This is a genomic window from Longinema margulisiae (genome assembly GCF_025266855.1).
Classification (GTDB): domain Bacteria; phylum Spirochaetota; class Brevinematia; order Brevinematales; family Thermospiraceae; genus Thermospira.
Map to the genome: position 1 here is coordinate 203,641 of NZ_CP053071.1, position 17,290 is coordinate 220,930.

At 45.7% G+C, this 17,290-nt stretch carries 9 protein-coding genes and 1 pseudogene; 6 read left to right on the forward strand and 4 right to left on the reverse strand.

The features are described 5' to 3' along the window. Positions 1 to 5 precede the first annotated feature (5 nt). Both BREVNS_RS00955 and BREVNS_RS00960 read left to right on the forward strand, forming a co-directional pair. Positions 6 to 1,109, forward strand: coding sequence for a PGAP1-like alpha/beta domain-containing protein (locus BREVNS_RS00955; protein ID WP_483427207.1), 1,104 nt, complete (start codon positions 6 to 8; stop codon positions 1,107 to 1,109). After that, positions 1,097 to 1,810 (forward strand): Mut7-C RNAse domain-containing protein, encoded by a 714-nt coding sequence (locus BREVNS_RS00960; protein WP_483427208.1) that lies wholly within the window; start codon positions 1,097 to 1,099, stop codon positions 1,808 to 1,810. Before BREVNS_RS00955 ends, BREVNS_RS00960 begins: the two co-directional genes overlap by 13 nt. A gap of 97 nt (positions 1,811 to 1,907) precedes the next feature. Here BREVNS_RS00960 and BREVNS_RS00965 read toward each other — a convergent pair whose 3' ends face one another. Beyond that, positions 1,908 to 4,013, reverse strand: a complete 2,106-nt coding sequence (locus tag BREVNS_RS00965; RefSeq protein WP_483428055.1) for an alpha-amylase family glycosyl hydrolase — start codon at positions 4,011 to 4,013, stop codon at positions 1,908 to 1,910. A 72-nt stretch (positions 4,014 to 4,085) separates the two neighbouring features. Further along, positions 4,086 to 5,384 (reverse strand): annotated as a pseudogene (locus BREVNS_RS00970) (carbohydrate binding domain-containing protein); the annotation flags it as partial. A gap of 511 nt (positions 5,385 to 5,895) precedes the next feature. Here BREVNS_RS00970 and BREVNS_RS00975 point away from each other — a divergent pair. Genes BREVNS_RS00975 through BREVNS_RS00990 form a run of 4 tightly spaced genes read left to right on the forward strand, consistent with a single transcriptional unit; the run spans position 5,896 to position 10,895 of the window. Next, the gene (locus tag BREVNS_RS00975; RefSeq protein WP_483427209.1) at positions 5,896 to 6,807 is read left to right on the forward strand and encodes an ABC transporter ATP-binding protein; all 912 of its coding nucleotides are present in this window, start codon (positions 5,896 to 5,898) and stop codon (positions 6,805 to 6,807) included. A gap of 9 nt (positions 6,808 to 6,816) precedes the next feature. Next, positions 6,817 to 7,521, forward strand: coding sequence for an ABC transporter permease (locus tag BREVNS_RS00980; RefSeq protein ID WP_483427210.1), 705 nt, complete (start codon positions 6,817 to 6,819; stop codon positions 7,519 to 7,521). 12 nt (positions 7,522 to 7,533) lie between these two features. Next, positions 7,534 to 9,159: a GldG family protein gene (locus tag BREVNS_RS00985; RefSeq protein WP_483427211.1), complete on the forward strand. Its 1,626-nt coding sequence runs from the start codon at positions 7,534 to 7,536 to the stop codon at positions 9,157 to 9,159. After that, positions 9,159 to 10,895 carry a glycosyltransferase family 2 protein gene (locus BREVNS_RS00990; RefSeq protein WP_483427212.1) on the forward strand — a complete coding sequence of 579 codons (1,737 nt, stop codon included), beginning with the start codon at positions 9,159 to 9,161 and terminating at the stop codon, positions 10,893 to 10,895. Before BREVNS_RS00985 ends, BREVNS_RS00990 begins: the two co-directional genes overlap by 1 nt. Before the next feature lie 352 nt (positions 10,896 to 11,247). Here BREVNS_RS00990 and BREVNS_RS00995 read toward each other — a convergent pair whose 3' ends face one another. Both BREVNS_RS00995 and BREVNS_RS01000 read right to left on the reverse strand, forming a co-directional pair. After that, positions 11,248 to 12,612 (reverse strand): ABC transporter substrate-binding protein, encoded by a 1,365-nt coding sequence (locus BREVNS_RS00995; RefSeq protein ID WP_483427213.1) that lies wholly within the window; start codon positions 12,610 to 12,612, stop codon positions 11,248 to 11,250. Positions 12,613 to 12,787: 175 nt separating this feature from the next. Continuing rightward, positions 12,788 to 17,137 carry an acyl-CoA dehydratase activase gene (locus BREVNS_RS01000; RefSeq protein ID WP_483427214.1) on the reverse strand — a complete coding sequence of 1,450 codons (4,350 nt, stop codon included), beginning with the start codon at positions 17,135 to 17,137 and terminating at the stop codon, positions 12,788 to 12,790. Positions 17,138 to 17,290: the final 153 nt, after the last annotated feature.

Below are 17,290 nucleotides of genomic sequence, written 5' to 3' on the forward strand. Positions count from 1 at the left end.
TCCCTATGGCCATCAAGTGCTTAGGCAGTCTCTGGGACCATCCCTCAGAGATGACCACTGAAGGAAAACGTATCCTTTCCCAGATGAAAAAACTCTACTTTGAACGATGGAAACTCCCCTCATGGGAAAGCTTCTGGGATCAAACCTCGGATTTTCATTCGATGAAGACACCTATAGGAGTGGGATACTACGATCTCATCCGGAGCCGTCACAAAGAAGGCGATAAACACATCCTCATTGGCTACAGTCAGGGAGGGGTGGTGGCAAGATTCCTTGCCTTTATAGATGAATACCTCTTTGGTAATCATCTGATTGATGGTGTTATCACCATTGCCTCTCCTTTGCGGGGTTCTCCCCTCGCCGATCCCTTTCATAGAGAAGAGGTTACCAATGCCATGATCAAGATCCTTTTGGCCCTCTTTTCCTTCTACAAAGAGTATGATGCAATACCTGGCTTTGTGCGGGTTATCAGTTCTCTTGAAAAAAGGATCGACTTCGAAGATGTCTATTCCCTTCTTTCTGATTGGACCACTGAAAGCCTTTCCCTTGGGAATGTCTCCCCCTACTATCCAGCCATCGGAAAGTACCTTGCCACCTTCCTCAAGTGGCTCTCCGGCCTAAGGGGTATCAAAGAGAGTGCCTTCTGGGAACTCGCTCCAGAACGGGTCATAAGCCCTTTTTCTGTGCTTGGTCTGGTTCAAAAACCCCTCAAAGCCCATACCGCCGCTATCGTTACCTGCAATCATTCTGTTTATGATATCGCCCGTGATTATTTTGCCCTCACCCAGGGAAACTGGATTCGATGGCTCTGGAAAATAGGCAAAGAATGGCTTCTCTCTCAAAAAGTAGGGGGCCAAAGCCTCAAAAGAAATCTTCTCACCATCCAGAACCTCTATGACAGAGAGATTATGGGGCTTGGTGAAGGAGAGGCTCATGATTTTATGGTTCCCGCTGAGAGGCAATACATAGAAAAATCGCCTTCCTTAGGACTTTTCTTTGCCTCCAGGGCAAGCCATCTCAGCGGCAAAGATCCCTTCTCCCCTGGAGGAAAAGAGATTCTACAAGCAATTATATCTGCTATGAAAAAATATACCCTATGCCAGAAGTAACTCTTCGTCTCTACGGTTATTTGGCCAAAATCGCCGGGAAAAGAGAAATTTCTCTCTCTTTTCCTCTCCTTCCTACAGTCAAGCACCTTGCGGAACACCTTGGCATTCCCCACATAGAGATAGACCTTATTCTTATCAACGGAGAAGAGAAAGATTTTTCGGCCATTCCTCTCCATGGTGATAGAGTTGCCCTCTATCCTCGATGGCACCATCTCCCGGTGAACCATCTCCAGGAGAATCCCCCTCAGTTCGCTTTTGTCGTGGATGTGAATTTAGGCCAGCTCGCTAAACTCCTCAGAATGCTTGGTTTTGATACGCTTTATAATAATCATTATACAGACAGAGAACTTCTTGAGATTGTACAGAAGGAAAAACGTATCCTTCTCACCAGAGACAAAGCCCTGCTTTATCACCAATCTGTGAAATGGGGACACTGGGTAATGACCACCAATCCCTATGAGCAAATCGCAGAAGTGGTTGATCTCTATGCTCTCTATGACCATCTCTCTCCGCTCACACGTTGTCTTCTTTGCAATGAACCTCTCCTTTCAATAGACAAGAAGTCCATCGAACATCAACTCCCCCCACGAGTAAAAGAATGGTGCGAAGAGTTTTACACCTGTCCTCTCTGCCATCGGCTCTACTGGAAAGGAAGCCATTATGACCACATGATATCCTGGATAGAGAAATTGAGAAAATAATGGAACCAAAGAAATTTTATTTTGATACCTTTGCACGAATGTGCAAAGGTATCAAAATAAAAAAGCGCCAGGCTTCCCTGGCGCTTTTTGTTGTCTTTTATCGCAAATACAAACCATCGACACCAATCTTGCCCGGTCCATTGAGAACATAAATCCCGGCTGAGTTAGCTTTGACAGTGAAGGTAATGGTTCCGTTATTCACCGTAATCACATTCCCCGTCACGGCATCACGATAGGTTCCATTACGCACTCCAGAAACGGTAATCGTCTGCTGACTTCCAATCGTAAGCCCAACGACCACATAACTCTCACCGTTATTGTAATCACGTACAAAACTGATTCCACTCCCCCACTCATTCACCTGCTGCATAGGAGCCTTCTGGAGAGCCGGTATGGCACGACGAATCTGATTGAGGCGTTTGATATGCTGATAGAGAGGATGAGACTGGGTTGTAGAAATCTTGGTAGCCGTAAGGTTATCCCCATAGTAGGCCCTTCCGGTCTGATCAATGGTCATCGTGGCATTCACAATATCCTGTGGAGCCCCTTTCTGGAACTCATTCTCCTCTCCATAGTAGAGACAGGGTATCCCTCGAATTGTCCAGAGAAGATTGTAGGCAGCGGCTGCCATCCATTGTTCCCCTTTGAAACGATACATGAAATCATTATCCGGTCCTACATCGTGGTTCTGCAAAAAGGTCACCAGTTTTGTGGCATCCCCATAGACCCAGTCCATGGCAAGAATACCACCAATCCCGCTGAAGGAACCTTTGCTAACATTATCTCTGAAAGTGGAGAAAAGAGAGAAATCAAGAACAGAGAAGCCAGAGTCCCCACCTGAATTGGGGTTGTTTTCGTCATTCCCAAGACGGGTATACCACCACGGACGAAGTCTTGAGGGAGCATTATCCCCTCCAAGATTTCCCCACCCTGTTCCCTTGACGAGGTTTTCTCCAAACACAAAGAGAGATGGCTTTCTGGCCTTCCAGCGATTGACAAAGCCAGAAAGAAGGCTATTCCGTTCCACGTGTTTCACGGTATCAAGGCGAATTGCATCAACCCCCATATCAAGATAACGATAGATGGCTTCATTGATGTAGTTCCGTACCACTTCACTTTCGGTATTGAGGTCAATACAATCCCCGGCCATACTGGTGACCCAGAGCCTTTCAGGATTCTCCCAATCACCACCCTGCACATAACCCGCCTGATGGTACCAGTCATTGATAGTTGTACCGGCCACGGTAGTACCCGTTAGTGGATAGAAGGTACCAAAGAATTTTCCCCCATCATTGATGTTCAATGGAGCCCCTGTGGACTGGTCATAGATCACATTGGTTCCGTAAGGATCGCTTGTCTGGTAGGCTTTGAACCAGGAGGGAGCGATGGGGTTATCATTGTCCTCCCGATAAGGATGTTTGTAGTCGCCAAGATTGTAGAGGTATGGCCAGTTTGCCCAGTTAGTGGAACTCACCGGCGTTCCCTGAGGTCGGAAGTATTTGATAGGATAACGAGAGAGCCAAACCTTCCCACGAATTCCATAGCTTGAGGAGTGATTGACCACCACATCCATCACTATCTTGAGTCCTTTGGCATGAGCGGCATTGATGAGATCCTGGAAAGTAGCCCCTGGAGATTCAAGACGAGGATCCACCTTTGTCCAGTCATAAATATGATATCCATGATAGTCAAGACCACTTCTGTTTTCAAATGGTGGCGTAATCCATATAGCAGTGAAACCAAGGTCTTTGATATAATCTAACTTCTCAATGAGCCCCTTGAAGTCTCCTCTCCACTGAGGATCTCCTACCTTGATACGATCCCGGTTATAATAGTTGTTGTTGGGATCACCATCATAGAAACGAGTGGTAATCACAAAGTAAATCGTCTCCTCTCGAAAATCCACACCTGTAGGCTGGCTTCCCACCACCACATTCACACTGTCCTCAGCCGTATTACCCGCGGTATTACTCACCTGAACACGTACCGTCTTTGTTCCCGCTGTACTAAAGGTGAGGGAAATAGCCGCCGTAGCAGAAAAGGCGGTATCCCATGTTCCATTCCCATCGGTGTCCCAGCGAAAACGAAGGGCAGAAAGGCTATCCTTCTCATCATAGGAGTTGGACGCATTGAAAAAGAAGGTTGTGGATGTGGTTCCACTGGTAGGAGAAGCGGTCAGCACAGGAATAGGAATACGAACCATACGGAAGATAACCGAATTGGTAGTCGAAGAAAGCCCCGAGGTGTCCTTTGCATAGACATAGACTCTGTTTGTACCCTCAGGCAGGTCATAGATAACACTCCAGTTGGAACTATTGGCATCCACCAAAACAAAATTGCCATTATTGGTCTTGACATAGACACCGGCCACTCCCTTGTTATCCCACACCGTCCCCTGAATGGTAATCGTAGGCGTTTTGGCACTGGAATTATTGGTCGGGGAAGTAATAGTGACCACCGGTGGTGTGGTATCAGGTCCATTCGGATTATTGGTGGTGATCATCCCGTTGGATACCCAGATTTCCCTGTCAGAGGTTCGGTAATCCATATTGTTGTTATTGTCCCATATCCCGCTCCCATTGTTGAAAACAAAAGTGAGGACATTGGAGTACATAGGAATTTCCTTTACATACCAGGAACCGCCTTCAGCCGTCATCACCTGTCCAGGAACAGCGGTCCATCCCAATCCATTGTTGTAATGAATATTCACTGTTGTCCAGCTAGTGCGAAAATAGTGGACTTTGATACTATTGGTATTGGTAACCACAGAAAGCGATCTGACCACCAGTTTCTCTTCATTTTCATAGTAAATAAATTCATATTTGCCGTTAGCCGGAATAGAAAGGGTAATATTTCCTCCCCCCTGAGCAAGAGAAGTCACCGTCTGGGGAAGAGATGTCCCACTCGAAGAACCAAGCCCACGATTGATATCCCACGCATTATTCATCGCCAACTTGTACGACACAGAACCAGCCGACAAAGTAATCTCTCCACGCCATACATAATTGGACACAAGCGTCAAGGCTGGGGCCGCCGTTGCTGACCAGCTTCCTAAATCTGCCGTGCTTCCCGGTACCCTCACAACAGTGTATTTTGACACTGGTCCTGTTGAAGTCGTCACCGTTACCGTGAGTTTCTCCTGTCCCTCGTAGTAGGTAAACGTATAATAGCCATTGGAAGGCACAGAAAGGGTAATATTTCCCCCACCCTGAGCAAGAGAAGTCACCGTCTGGGGAAGAGATGTCCCACTCGAAGAACCAAGCCCACGATTGATATCCCACGCATTATTCATCGCCAACTTGTACGACACAGAACCAGCCTTGAGATACACAATCCCCTGCCAGACCCCATTGGAGATAAGAGAAAGAGCCGGCGCCGTAGAAGCCGACCAGTTGGAGAGTTCAGCCACACTCCCCGTTACTCTCACCACAGAATAACTCGAAGAAAAAGTCGCATAAGCAATAGAAGGCGCCTTCTTTGCCTCCTCATTTGCCTGCTGCACCTCTGGCGCTGTCAATTGACAGGCCATCAGAAAAACACTCATACCTAATCCCACCAGCCATCGGTTTTTCATACCGACCTCCTTTTCAGCAATTTCAAGAATATTGCAAGAAATATGCCAAAAAATATGAATATTTCAGATATAAAATATTTTAAGAATACATATAGAAATACATTTTTCCAAAAGAAAAACGAAAAGGCAATAAAAAATAAACCCATTGCATAAGAGTTTCACATTATGCCCTTCGTAAAAATGCATTTTGCACAATGATTCTCTGGTGCTCTTTTCTCTTGTTTCATTTGGGGAAAAACAAAAAAGGTTTTCTTCATTTCAGGACCTCTTTTTGCTCTCTCCTTTGTTCAAAAAAGTATCTAACAAGCCATTGAAATAAAAAGAAATAACAACACTTCATTTGAAAAAAGGAGATATCTTTAGAAACAAAAAGGATTTTCCTCATATCATCCCTTTTCTTTTCTTAAATTAGGAAATAATAGCCCCACCATCCACTTTTTTGCATCATTTCCACAAAAGTGCTATAATATACCCTTGAAAACCACAAAAATTCTCCATACAAGGAGATCCTATGCTTGAAGTTCGTCATGTTACCAAACGCTACGGCCAGTTTGAGGCTGTGTCTGATATCTCCTTTTCAGTAAAGAAGGGTTCCATCGTGGCCTTCCTTGGCCCCAACGGTGCCGGAAAAACAACCACCATGCGTATGATCACAGGCTATATGCCTCCCACCAGTGGATCCATTCTCTTAGAAGGAATGGACGTCTTTGAGGAAGCAGAAGTGTGCAAACAGAAGATTGGCTATCTCCCTGAAAACCCTCCCCTCTACCCAGAACTCACTGTCTATGAATACTTAGAGTTTGTGGCTAACATCAAGCAGGTTCCTCCAGAGAAAAAAGCGGCGGCCATTGACGAAGCCATTGAAAAAACCAATCTCCAGGAACGCCGGCATACCCTTATTGCCCAGCTTTCCAAAGGACTCAAGCAGAGAGTGGGCATTGCAGGAGCGGTGGTCAATCAACCCTCTCTTCTTATCCTTGATGAACCCACGGTGGGACTTGATCCTCTCCAGGTCATCGAAATCCGAAACCTCATCAAACAACTGGCGAAAGAAGAAGGGCGAACTGTGATGCTTTCCACGCACATCCTTGCTGAAGCAGAAGAAATCTGTGAAGAGGCTATCATTATTCACAATGGACGTATTATGGCAAGCGAATCCATTGATAAACTCAAACAGGGCCTCAAAGAACAATTCCATATCACCATAGAAGTGAAAAGAGAAAGCCACAAAATCCCTGATATCCTTGCGGGAATAGAGGGTATTGTTGAGGTAAAACCCACAGAGAACGGGGCTATCCTCACCAGCACCCGTGATTGCCGGGAAGAGGTTGCCACCCGGGTAGTTCAGGGTGGTCTTGGTTTAGTAGGACTCTCTCAGAATATCGAAGACCTTGAAAGTGTCTTCCTCAAACTGGTCAAATAGGAGAAACCTATGTGGAGCGTATTTCAGAAGGAACTCAAAGTCTATTTTTCCTCTATCCTGGGGTATGGGATTTTGTCTCTCTATCTCCTTATTGCGGGTATCTTCTTTATCATGTCCTACGCCACGCCCGTTGGCATTAGTTCTTTTACCGGCTTTTTCTCTGTGATGAACACCACTATTCTTTTTGTGATTCCCTTTCTTACGCTACGGACCATCGCCGAAGAATATCGTTATGGCACCATGGAGCTTCTCTTCACCTCTCCTCTCTTCTCCTGGGAGGTGGTGGTCGGGAAATTCCTTGCGAGTTTTGTGTTTACCGCTATTGCTGTGACCCTCCTTCTTGTCTATCCTCTTGCCCTGAGTTTTTATGCCCCTGTGGAATGGGGAATGGTCCTCTCCAGTTATGTGGGAATGCTTTTGTCGGTTGCCTTTTTCGTTGCCCTTGGTATTTTTGCCTCAAGCCTCACCCAGAATTTGGTGATTGCTGGACTTCTGTCTTTTGGTTTCTTTGTAATTTTGGTGAGTTTTTCGTCCCTTGCTATGGTTTCTCAAGAGGTAGTTTCCGCTATTTTCAAGGAACTTTCGTACTATACCCACTACCAGCAATTTGCTCAGGGAGTTATCCGGTGGGTGGACTTTCTCTACTTTGTGTTAGGAACCTTTTTGTGGCTGTATCTCACGGAATGGAGACTCTCCTCTCGAATCTGGAAATAAGGAGCACATCATATGAAGAAGCTTTCTCTCGTTATAGGAAGTATCGCTCTTGTTCTTCTCGTCTCTCACTGGCTTGTCTGGATTCTCTGGGGAACAAAAAGCTTGATTTTTTCAATATTTGTCATCACAGAAGTTTTGCTTGCCCTCACGGCCCTCTTTCTCTTCAAGGACCTCTGGATAGCCTGGCTGAAAAAAAGCCGTACCATCACGGGGCTTCAGAAAGGGGTGGAGTTTGCCTTTGTTATGGGAGTTATGGTGCTATTGTATCTTGTTGTCAACCAGAATCAATCTCGCTTGGATCTCACGGCTCAGGGGCTCTATCGTCTCTCCCCAGAAACCACCTCTCTTCTGAAATCTCTCACCAATGAGTTGAAAATTATCTCTTTTCGACCGGATGCGGCAAGTGGACCAGCGATAGAGTATCAGGAAAACCTTCTTAAGACCTACAAAGCCAAAAGTAAATATATCTCTCTTCAGTTTGTCGATCCCATCAAAAACCCTGTTCTCGCCTCGGAATATAAACTCACCGAAGAAATCAGCACCATTTTTGAGTTTGGAGGAAACAGGGTAGCGGTAAGTATCCGAGCGGTTATGGACCAGGATGCTCAAACCGGTCGTATGAACTATCGTGGCGAGGAGGCTTTCACCTCGGCTATCAAGAGTCTTCTCGATAGTGATGTGAGAAAAGCCTATGTCTTAGCCGGTCATGGGGAGTTTTCCGCAAATACCACTTCCTATCAAGGGTATAGTGATTTCTTCACGGCACTTTCCCAGGACATGATTGAGTGGAAAAGTCTCGACCTCACCAAGTTTGTCGAAATTCCTCAACACACTTCTCTTCTAATCATTGGACGTCCTACCCATGCCTTCTCGGTAGCCGAACTTGATACCATCAAAGACTATGTGGATAGAGGAGGGAACCTTCTTGTCTTCGTCGAACATGATACCACCTACCTCTTGAACGATATTCTCAAGGAATTTGGGGTGTTTTTTGAACCCAACATTGTCATTGAAGAGGAAAACTATATCCCCCAGTTGGGAAACACCGTTTTCTCTCCTCGTTTAATCCCTCATCAGATTACCGATCCACTTCTCAGGAGAAAATTGCCTGTGGTTGTTGGAGCTGCCATGGGACTTGTTTCTGTGAAAGAAACAAACATCGGAAACATTTCTCTTGAAATAACCCCTCTTCTCCTCAGCTCTAAAACCTCTTATGCCGAGCGCTCGCTTGAATCCATCCGAAAACGCAAGGCCATCAAAGATAAAGAAGACTGGGAAGGTCCTCTCCCCTTAGGTTTTGCTGTTGTCCGGAAAAAACTTCAGATATTCCGTTCCCTTGATGGGGCTATCACCAACACGGTTGAATCACGGCTCGTGGTTTTTGGTGATGCCGACATGGCCAATAACGCCTACCTCGCGCAGTGGGCAAACAAGGATCTCCTGCTCAATGCGGTGAACTTCCTTGTCAAACGTGAGCGAAAGATTACCTTAAGACCAAAGGCACCTCTCATTGCTGAATACAATCTCTCTTCTACCGACCAGGCGATCCTTATTTCTCTTGCTATTCTTCTGGTAATTGGCTATATCGTCACAGGGGTGGTAGTGATCTATAACCGTCGAAAAAGGGTCAAAGGATAATGCGTCCTACAGAAAAGATTCCCGTTGCCCATCTTCTCGATGGGCAACTTTTGTCTATCATTATGCCCTTTTACAATGAAGGAGAGGTCATTGTTTCCAACGTCCAGCAGGTTCTCAAAGCCTGTGAGGAAATGGGTATTCAGGTGGAAATTGTGGCGGTAGATGACGGATCTTCTGATGATGGCTATCAGAAACTTGTCAAAGCCTTTGAAGGTGAAAAACGGGTTATTCCCATCCGTAATGAAACCAACTTTGGCAAGGGGTGGGCTCTCAAAACAGGGTATGAGTTTTCTCATGGGGAATATGTGCTTTTTCTTGATGCTGACCTTGAACTCTCTCCCTGGCATATCCCTCAGTTTGTGACCCGTCTTTTTCAAGAGCAGGCTGATGTCGTCATCGGGAGTAAACTCCACCCTGAATCTGAAGTAAACTATCCTACTATTCGACGAATCCTTAGTAGAGGCTACTATTTTTTCATACGACTCCTCTTTCATCTTCCCATCATGGATACCCAAACAGGCATCAAACTTTTCCGAAGGGAAGCCCTCGAAGCCTCCCTCCCCAAAACCCTTGTGAAACGTTTTGCCTTTGACATTGAACTCCTTGTGGTCATTATTGCTGAGGGGTTTCGGATTATTCCCGCCCCTGTTACGCTTCACTTTAGTCGGGGAGGTATAGGAAACATACGTCTCAAGACCATCTGGAACATCTTCTTTGATACCTTGGCGGTGGTGTATCGTTTTCATATCCTTCGTTATTATAGAAGAAAACTTGGTCAACCCCTCCACTATCACTGGCGGGTTATTCTCTTTTCAGACACCATGGATACCCATGAGGTAACCAACCTTCGCCGGTATCTTGCCCTGCCTTATGGAAAGTATGAGGTGATCGTCTTAGGTCCCGTAGAGCCTCCTTTCACCCACCCCCTCCTTCAGTGGAAAAAGGCTACAGAACCTTCTTACGCTGAAAGGCTTTTCCACCATAAAGAAGTCATAGAAAATTCAAGAGATGGTTATCTTTTAGGAACCCTTCTTTTTTCCCCTGATCAGAAGATCTTTTTGAATAGTGGACGACTTCTTTCCCTTTCTGAGGTGGGAATGGTAGGAGGCTTCGTGATGCCTGCCCCTGATGAAACCCAAAGCGGGAGGTTTTTTTATCACATCACAAGAAGTGTTTTTCTCAATGGTCCCCTTGCGTACAGGTATAAACATGGGGTTCAGAAAACGGTGGAAGAACTTGGCCTCGAAGGATGCATGGTAAAAAAAGAAGTCCTCGAAGCCTGGTTTTCTCTCCCTTCCCACAACCACGAAAAACTCGAACATCAGCTCTCCCTCACCTGTAAAAAAATAGGCAAATCCCTTCTCTATTCGCCAGATATTGTGATGTTTGGCTATTTTCCTCAGAAAACACGAGATTTTCTTTTCTGGCTTATTCATCAAGCGATGATTCGTTCCCGCCAGAAAGAGGGACTTCTGGCATGGTATATTCTCTTTTCTGGTTTTTTGTCCCTCTGGCTTCTTCTCGTCCTCTCGGTATGGCTAAACCCATGGTTATCGCTTCCGTGGTTCATGTACTATTTCTTTCTTCTTTTCGTATGGCCTTTCTCCGGTCAGGCAAAGGGTATAAAAAAACCTCTTCAAGGCCTTCTTTTAGCCATCTCTCAGGTAGTTTACCTCTGGGCATTTTTCACTCATCATCATAGGCAACAAAAAAAGAACGTGAAGAACTCTCCATAGGGAATGGGAGAAAAAGCCCTTTCCTTTGAGGAAAGGGGATAGCCTCTATTTCTTTGTCGAGACCCTTGCACGGGTGTTTTCTTCCCCTGTTTGGGTCAGGGGCTACGCTCCTCTCCCCCGCTTTTTCTGTTTCCAAGGGCCTATTTGTCTTTTTTTATTCAAAAAAGTAGAATTATTTATTATGATAAGGAATATTTTTATACTATTTTTATTTTTTTATTACTTTTTTGAGACCTTCGCACATTCGTGCAAAGGTCTCTTGTCTATAATAAATTATACCTCTTTCCTTTCTTCTTTGCATAAAAAAAGGCTGTCCGGTATAACCGGACAGCCTCGAGAAAAGACTTTCTTTTTATTCTTCGCTACCAGAGACCGCAGCCTGACTCTTGAGAGCCATGATATCCTTCACAATCGAATCAAGAGCCAAAATCACAGACTTGGCATCCTTGCGGCCAAAGAATACATCCTCAAGCTGTTCATCAAGTTTCTGACGAACCTCAATCCAGCTGGGAACCAGAGGAGGAAGTTTAGCCCCAGGAAGCTGAGCAATAAATGGATCCTCTTCCGGCTTGTTTCTTGCCAAATGAGGCTGATTGACCAGCACTTCTTTGGACTTGAGATAGGAATCGGAAGCCACTAAAGACTTGCGGCTTGGCACAGCAAGGCCACCCTCTGCGGTAAACACCTGCCCCTCATAACTGGTGAGGAACTTCACGAGTTCCCAAGCCTCTTTGGGATGCTTGGTATTGGCATTGATAGAAAGAGACACCGTCACCACGACAGAAACCTTGTTCTTCTTGCGAGGAAGCTGAGCAAGATTCCATTTGAACTTGTCAATATTCTTGAAGCGGAGCTGCACCCAGCGACCATACATACACATAGCCGTCTGGCCTGCTACAAAGCTGGCATCACCACCAAGTTCACGAGAAGCCGTTACCGAAGGAGCCACTTTGTACTTGTTCATGGTATCAGCCACAAACTGAATAGCCTCAGCATTGGCATTGAGATACTTGGGATCAGCCAACACCCAGTTTCCTTTCGCATCAAAGATCTCTCCACCATTCTGGAGGATAAAGTTATAATACCAGTTTGCCCAGGTTTCATTGAGCCAACCATACTGATCAGGCACACCATCACCATTGGAATCCTTGGTGAGCTTCTGAGCAGCCTTGATCAGATCATCCCATGTCCACTTTTCATTGGGATAAGCCACCCCTTCTTTGTCAAACATATCCATATTGTAGTAAATAGCAAAGGTTGTCCAGTCCTTGGGAATACCATAGAGTTCTCCACCAAAGCGGAACGCATCCACAAGAGAAGGATAAAAATCTTCAAACTGGAATTCGGGGTCGCTCACAAACTCATCAAGAGGATAGAGAAGCCCTTTGCTGGCATAATCATAGAAACTCTCCACATGGAGATAATGCACATCAGGTGGCGTTCCACCAGCATACATGGTCTGGAGTTTGTCTCCAAAAGAGAGAGAGTCGGTATGGATCACCTTGAGCCCAATATTGGGGTGCTTCTTCTGGAACTCCTGAAGCACCTTGTACACAGCAAGCTTCTCTTCAGGGGTGCCCCACATAGCAAAAGTAAGCACGACGTCACCGGTTTCCTTGAGCTTGAGACTGGTGTCTCCCTCGCCCTTCTTCCCACAACTGGACAAGAAAAGCCCCATGACAGCGAGACCCAGTACAGCCCATTTCCACTGTTTCATTGGAACCTCCTTTTTGTATAATCATTCAAAATCACTTCACAAATTCCCATCTTCTTTATATTTTACCGTAAAATTTTTTTTTGTCAATAGTCTGCAGGCAAAAATCCACACCACCCTCTCTTATTCTCTTTTAGCCCACTCTCCCATCGCCCATGGCACCCTTTTAGAAGTCTCCTTATGACTTCTTTTTCCCTTGTTCTTGTTTTCTTTTTTTGCGTTCCTGCATCCACTGGTAGAGACGTTCCGCCTGCAAAAGGAAGGTTTCAAATCGGGCCTCAATAATCTGCGAAAAGGGATTTCCATCAAGCTCAATACTGAGAAAAGGAAGCTTGTCCATATATTCAGCCAGGTCTTCATAATCCTCTTTATTGCCTGCTCGCCATTCAGCTTCTCGTTTACCCTCTACCGACATCTCTCTCGTAGCCACAGCCTCCGTCATACGGGAATTCATACATCCAAACGGCCCCACGTTGATAACCCCACAATACTTATCCACCAGTTTGGCCAGGGCGGCTCCCGAAGAAAGTCCAGGTTCTCCTGTGAGTTCCCAGCGGAAGAAATGCTGCGAACGCTTCATATACTCCCGGATATTGATGAGTTCATACTCATAGAGCCCTGTTTTCGCTAAAATCTTTTTGATCCGCCGTTCATGATAATCCTGCACATAATCACTAATGGCCGCTTCTATCCGTCCTACAAGATTGGTCTTGAGTTCAAACATGTTGATGTCCCGGAGAAAATCCGTATATCTCACCCATTCGGTGACCGGCGCATCAAGCATCACAAACCCATGTTCAGCAAGCTTCTCAGGAATCCCCATCAGGGAGAAGTGATCCCGGCGAACAAAAATCTCCCCCACCACCCCAATATATTTCGCCTCGGTAATAGGACGAACCAGCTTTATCTCTGAGAGCCTTTTTGCACTCTCTTTGAGTTGCCCATAGAAAGAACGCTTCCTTGAGCCATCAATCACCGCTATCAGCTTCTCAAACTCTTCCTGATAGATCTTGAGGGCTGATGTTTTGTCAACAGCCATCGCCTTGATGGCCGCCTTGATATCATCCATCACATCCATGAGATAGACTGCTCTTGCAATATGCAAACGGAATGGAATACCAAGCCCGGCATACCCGTTATCATTACTGAGACCAAGAACCGCCACGTTGCGAAGCTGAAGCTTGTCAATCATTCTCTCAAGAAGGGTCTTGTATTGTCCCACCCGACAGCATCCTCCAGCCTCTACAATAAAGACCACTAGCCTCTCTTCAGGATTTTCTCGATACTTAATATATTTAAGCACCTCTCCAAGGATGTTGATGATGGGGAGACATTCCTTGCTTGTGGTCACCGACCGACCCAAGTTCAGGGCTTCTCTATCACACACAGGAAGCGGTTCAGCATTCCATCCCACCCGCCGCAGGGCGGCCGCCGCTCCAGCAGCAAAACTCTCTCCCATAGAAGGAACCACCGCCTTGATAGAAGGATGCCTATAAGGAAGCACCTCTCCCGCAGAATCCACATACTCCACATGTCCCCATTCATTGATGCGGGTTTCGGCACGACGGAAAACAGGCTCAGCATCAATGATTTTGTCCCGGAGTTTCATATAGTTTCTTACCACATCAAGAAAGGCCTCCACACGGGTATTTACGCCGGCATCAGCGGTATGCGTATCCACCTCAAGGGTCAGGGACGGTTTGGTTCCCATCAGATCACGAAAATGAGTCACCATCATCGAATCAATAGCGCAAAGAAAATTGGTAAAATACACCCCAAAAAGTTGTGGATGATTTTTCACAATCCTTGCGGCACGGATGATTCGCTGGCCCATTTCCCAGTAGGTATTGCGATAGTTTTCTTCTTTCTCATACTCAAGAAAATCATACGGCAGAATATAAATACCACGAGAAGCAAATTTGAAAGGAATACCTTTGTTCGCCTCTTCAGCAAAGGCATTATAGGGATGGCCAAAAAGAACAATGGCTATTTTACTGGGATCCTTCTCCAGTTCCTTGAGCACTTTTCTTCCTTCTTCTTTCATCGCCTGGAAAAAGGCTTTCTGCTTTTCGTAGGCTACACGATGAGCACGTTTGCCATCAGCCGCCGAAAATCCCATCTCCTGAGCCAGTTTCACAAACTGTTCCTCTTCTGTATGAAACCCACGCATGAAATTCAACACAGGAGTAAGCATCTTTGGAGGATTGGGATGATCCTTCAAAAATGTCGCCTGCTGATAATAAGGTTCTCCCTGCACAAACATACAGACCGTCTGGTATTCCTTGCGATATTCTGGTTGTTCTGTCACATGCATTTCCATAATCTGGGGAGAAAAGATATAGTCAGGCTTTTTCTCAAGCAAATCCTCAAACATCCCGAGAGCAATCTGACCCGAAAGACAAAAACTTGTCATTCCTTTATCAATACCACTCTGCCTCACCTCCTCTGGCAATATCACCTTGCATCCAAGTTCAGTGAAAAAGTTATAATAGAAGGGATACAGGGTATGCGTATGAAAGGATTTATTGATACCAACAACAGGCGCATTCTCCGGAAGGTTTTTGGGTTCACAAAAGGTTTTGAAAAGAAGCTCACGACGTTTCAATACATAATCATAGGACTTCGTATCCACCTGAATATGATGAATCTGGTTATAGTATTTATTACATGCTCCACCAAAGGGAAACATCTTGCCCTTCACCTTGATCATAGCAATCTCACATTTGCGGTCACAATTCTCCGGTTTCCCCTGACAGATAAAACTTTTCCCATACTCTATCTCACGAGAAGCAAGATCATTAAGGTCATACGAAGAAGGCTTCAAAAAGCCCATAGAGAGCATTTCTTTGATCTCGAGGGCTACCCCATACGCCCCCATAAGTCCTGGTTCAGGGGGAACAATAATCTTCTTCCCAGTAAGGCTTGCCATCGCAAGGGGTACCGCCCGGTTATAACACACCCCTCCCTGCATAAAGATTTTGTTCCCAACCTGACGGGCCCCTTTTACACGGTTCACATAATTCATACAAATAGAATACACCAGACCAGCAATAATATCTTCTTTCGCAATACCCTCTTGAGTGGCTATCTTGATATCAGAAGAAATAAAAGCAGCACACTGATCGGAAAAGTTAGGCGGACGTTTTGATTTGAGAGCAATATCCGCAATCTCCTCGGTTCTTACCCCCATGGATTCATACGCCGATTCTTCAAGAAAACTTCCCGTTCCTGCCGAACAGGCCTCATTCATCGCGTAGTCAGAAGCCACACCATTGACAAGATAGGTATATTTGGCATCCTGACCCCCAATCTCAAAGATGGTATCCACCTCAGGGTCAAAATGAGCTGCTGCTCGAGCATGCGCAATAATCTCGTTGATAATGCCATCGGTCTCTGCATGAAGGCCTGCAATATGACGCCCGCTTCCGGTAACCCCAAGCCCAATAATCTTCACTCTTTTCCCACCTAGTTGCTGAGAAAGCCCTCGATAACAATTTCTGGAGGCTTCAATAGGGTTTCCATTAGTTCTGAGATAAACAGAGGCTAAAATTTTATCATCTTTTGTTCGGAGAAGCACCGCTTTGGTGGTAGTGGAACCCACATCAAGCCCCAAAATACACTCATCCCCCTCCTCGGCTACCCCACGTTCCATGGTTTTGAATTCCACCATGTCCTGATAATCAGAAAGGGGACTCAAAAAGGTAAACGAGGAATGATGTTCCTTGAAAATGTGGTCTGTCCCCTCCTGAAAGGTAGCCTGGTTTTCCCATGCCCACAGCGCAGCCCCATAAGCCTCAAAATACGGGGCTTCTTCAGGAACATAAATCTCCTCATATCCCTCCCGAAGCACCTCAATCATCACTGCATTCTGCGCCGTTCCCCCTACAATAATAGCCCTTTTGGCGTTAATTTTCACTAAAAGTTCCTCAATCTTCTTGGCCATCATACGGGAAAGCCCCGCCGCCACATCAGGAATAGGAACCCCTATATTGAGCGCATGCGTACAGTCGGACTTCGCAAACACTGAACAACGGCTGGAGAGATTATGGGGGTGTTTTGACTCACGAGCATAGCGAATGGCCTCTTCGACAGAGAGATTCATACGACGAATCTGCTGAAGAAAAAACTCTCCTGTTCCGGAAGCACATTTGTTTCCAGAGCTAATGCTGGAAATACGCCCCTTCTGGTCAAGACCATAGACCATAAAGGTTTCCCCACCCGCTGAAACAATGGCATCATAGTGCCTGTTTCCATGCTTTTTCACAAGATACCTATACGCTATTTCAGTGGCCTCAGGTTCCGTGATGGATGGAAGCGTTGTGATACGCCGGAATTTACGCCCCGTCAGAGCCACATAGGCGTTATCAAGGGGAAAACGGGTGAGAATCTCTTTGAGTTTAGATTTAGGATCTCCTTCGTGAGCAAGCCTTTCAAAACGAACAACCTTTGGGTCATGAGAGACATCGAGCTCTACCACACTGATGGTAGAAGCCCCAAGACAAATACCAATCGAACGAGACTTTTTCATAGACAGGTTCTCCTTGTGTGGATAAAAGATTCATCTGTTAAGTATAACGGCAAGGCCAAAAAAATGCAATTTTTGTCTTTTTTCGCCATTCACGAAAAAGCAGCCTTTTTACCTACTCACACAAGAAATCTCTTCATACAAAGACCAAATAGG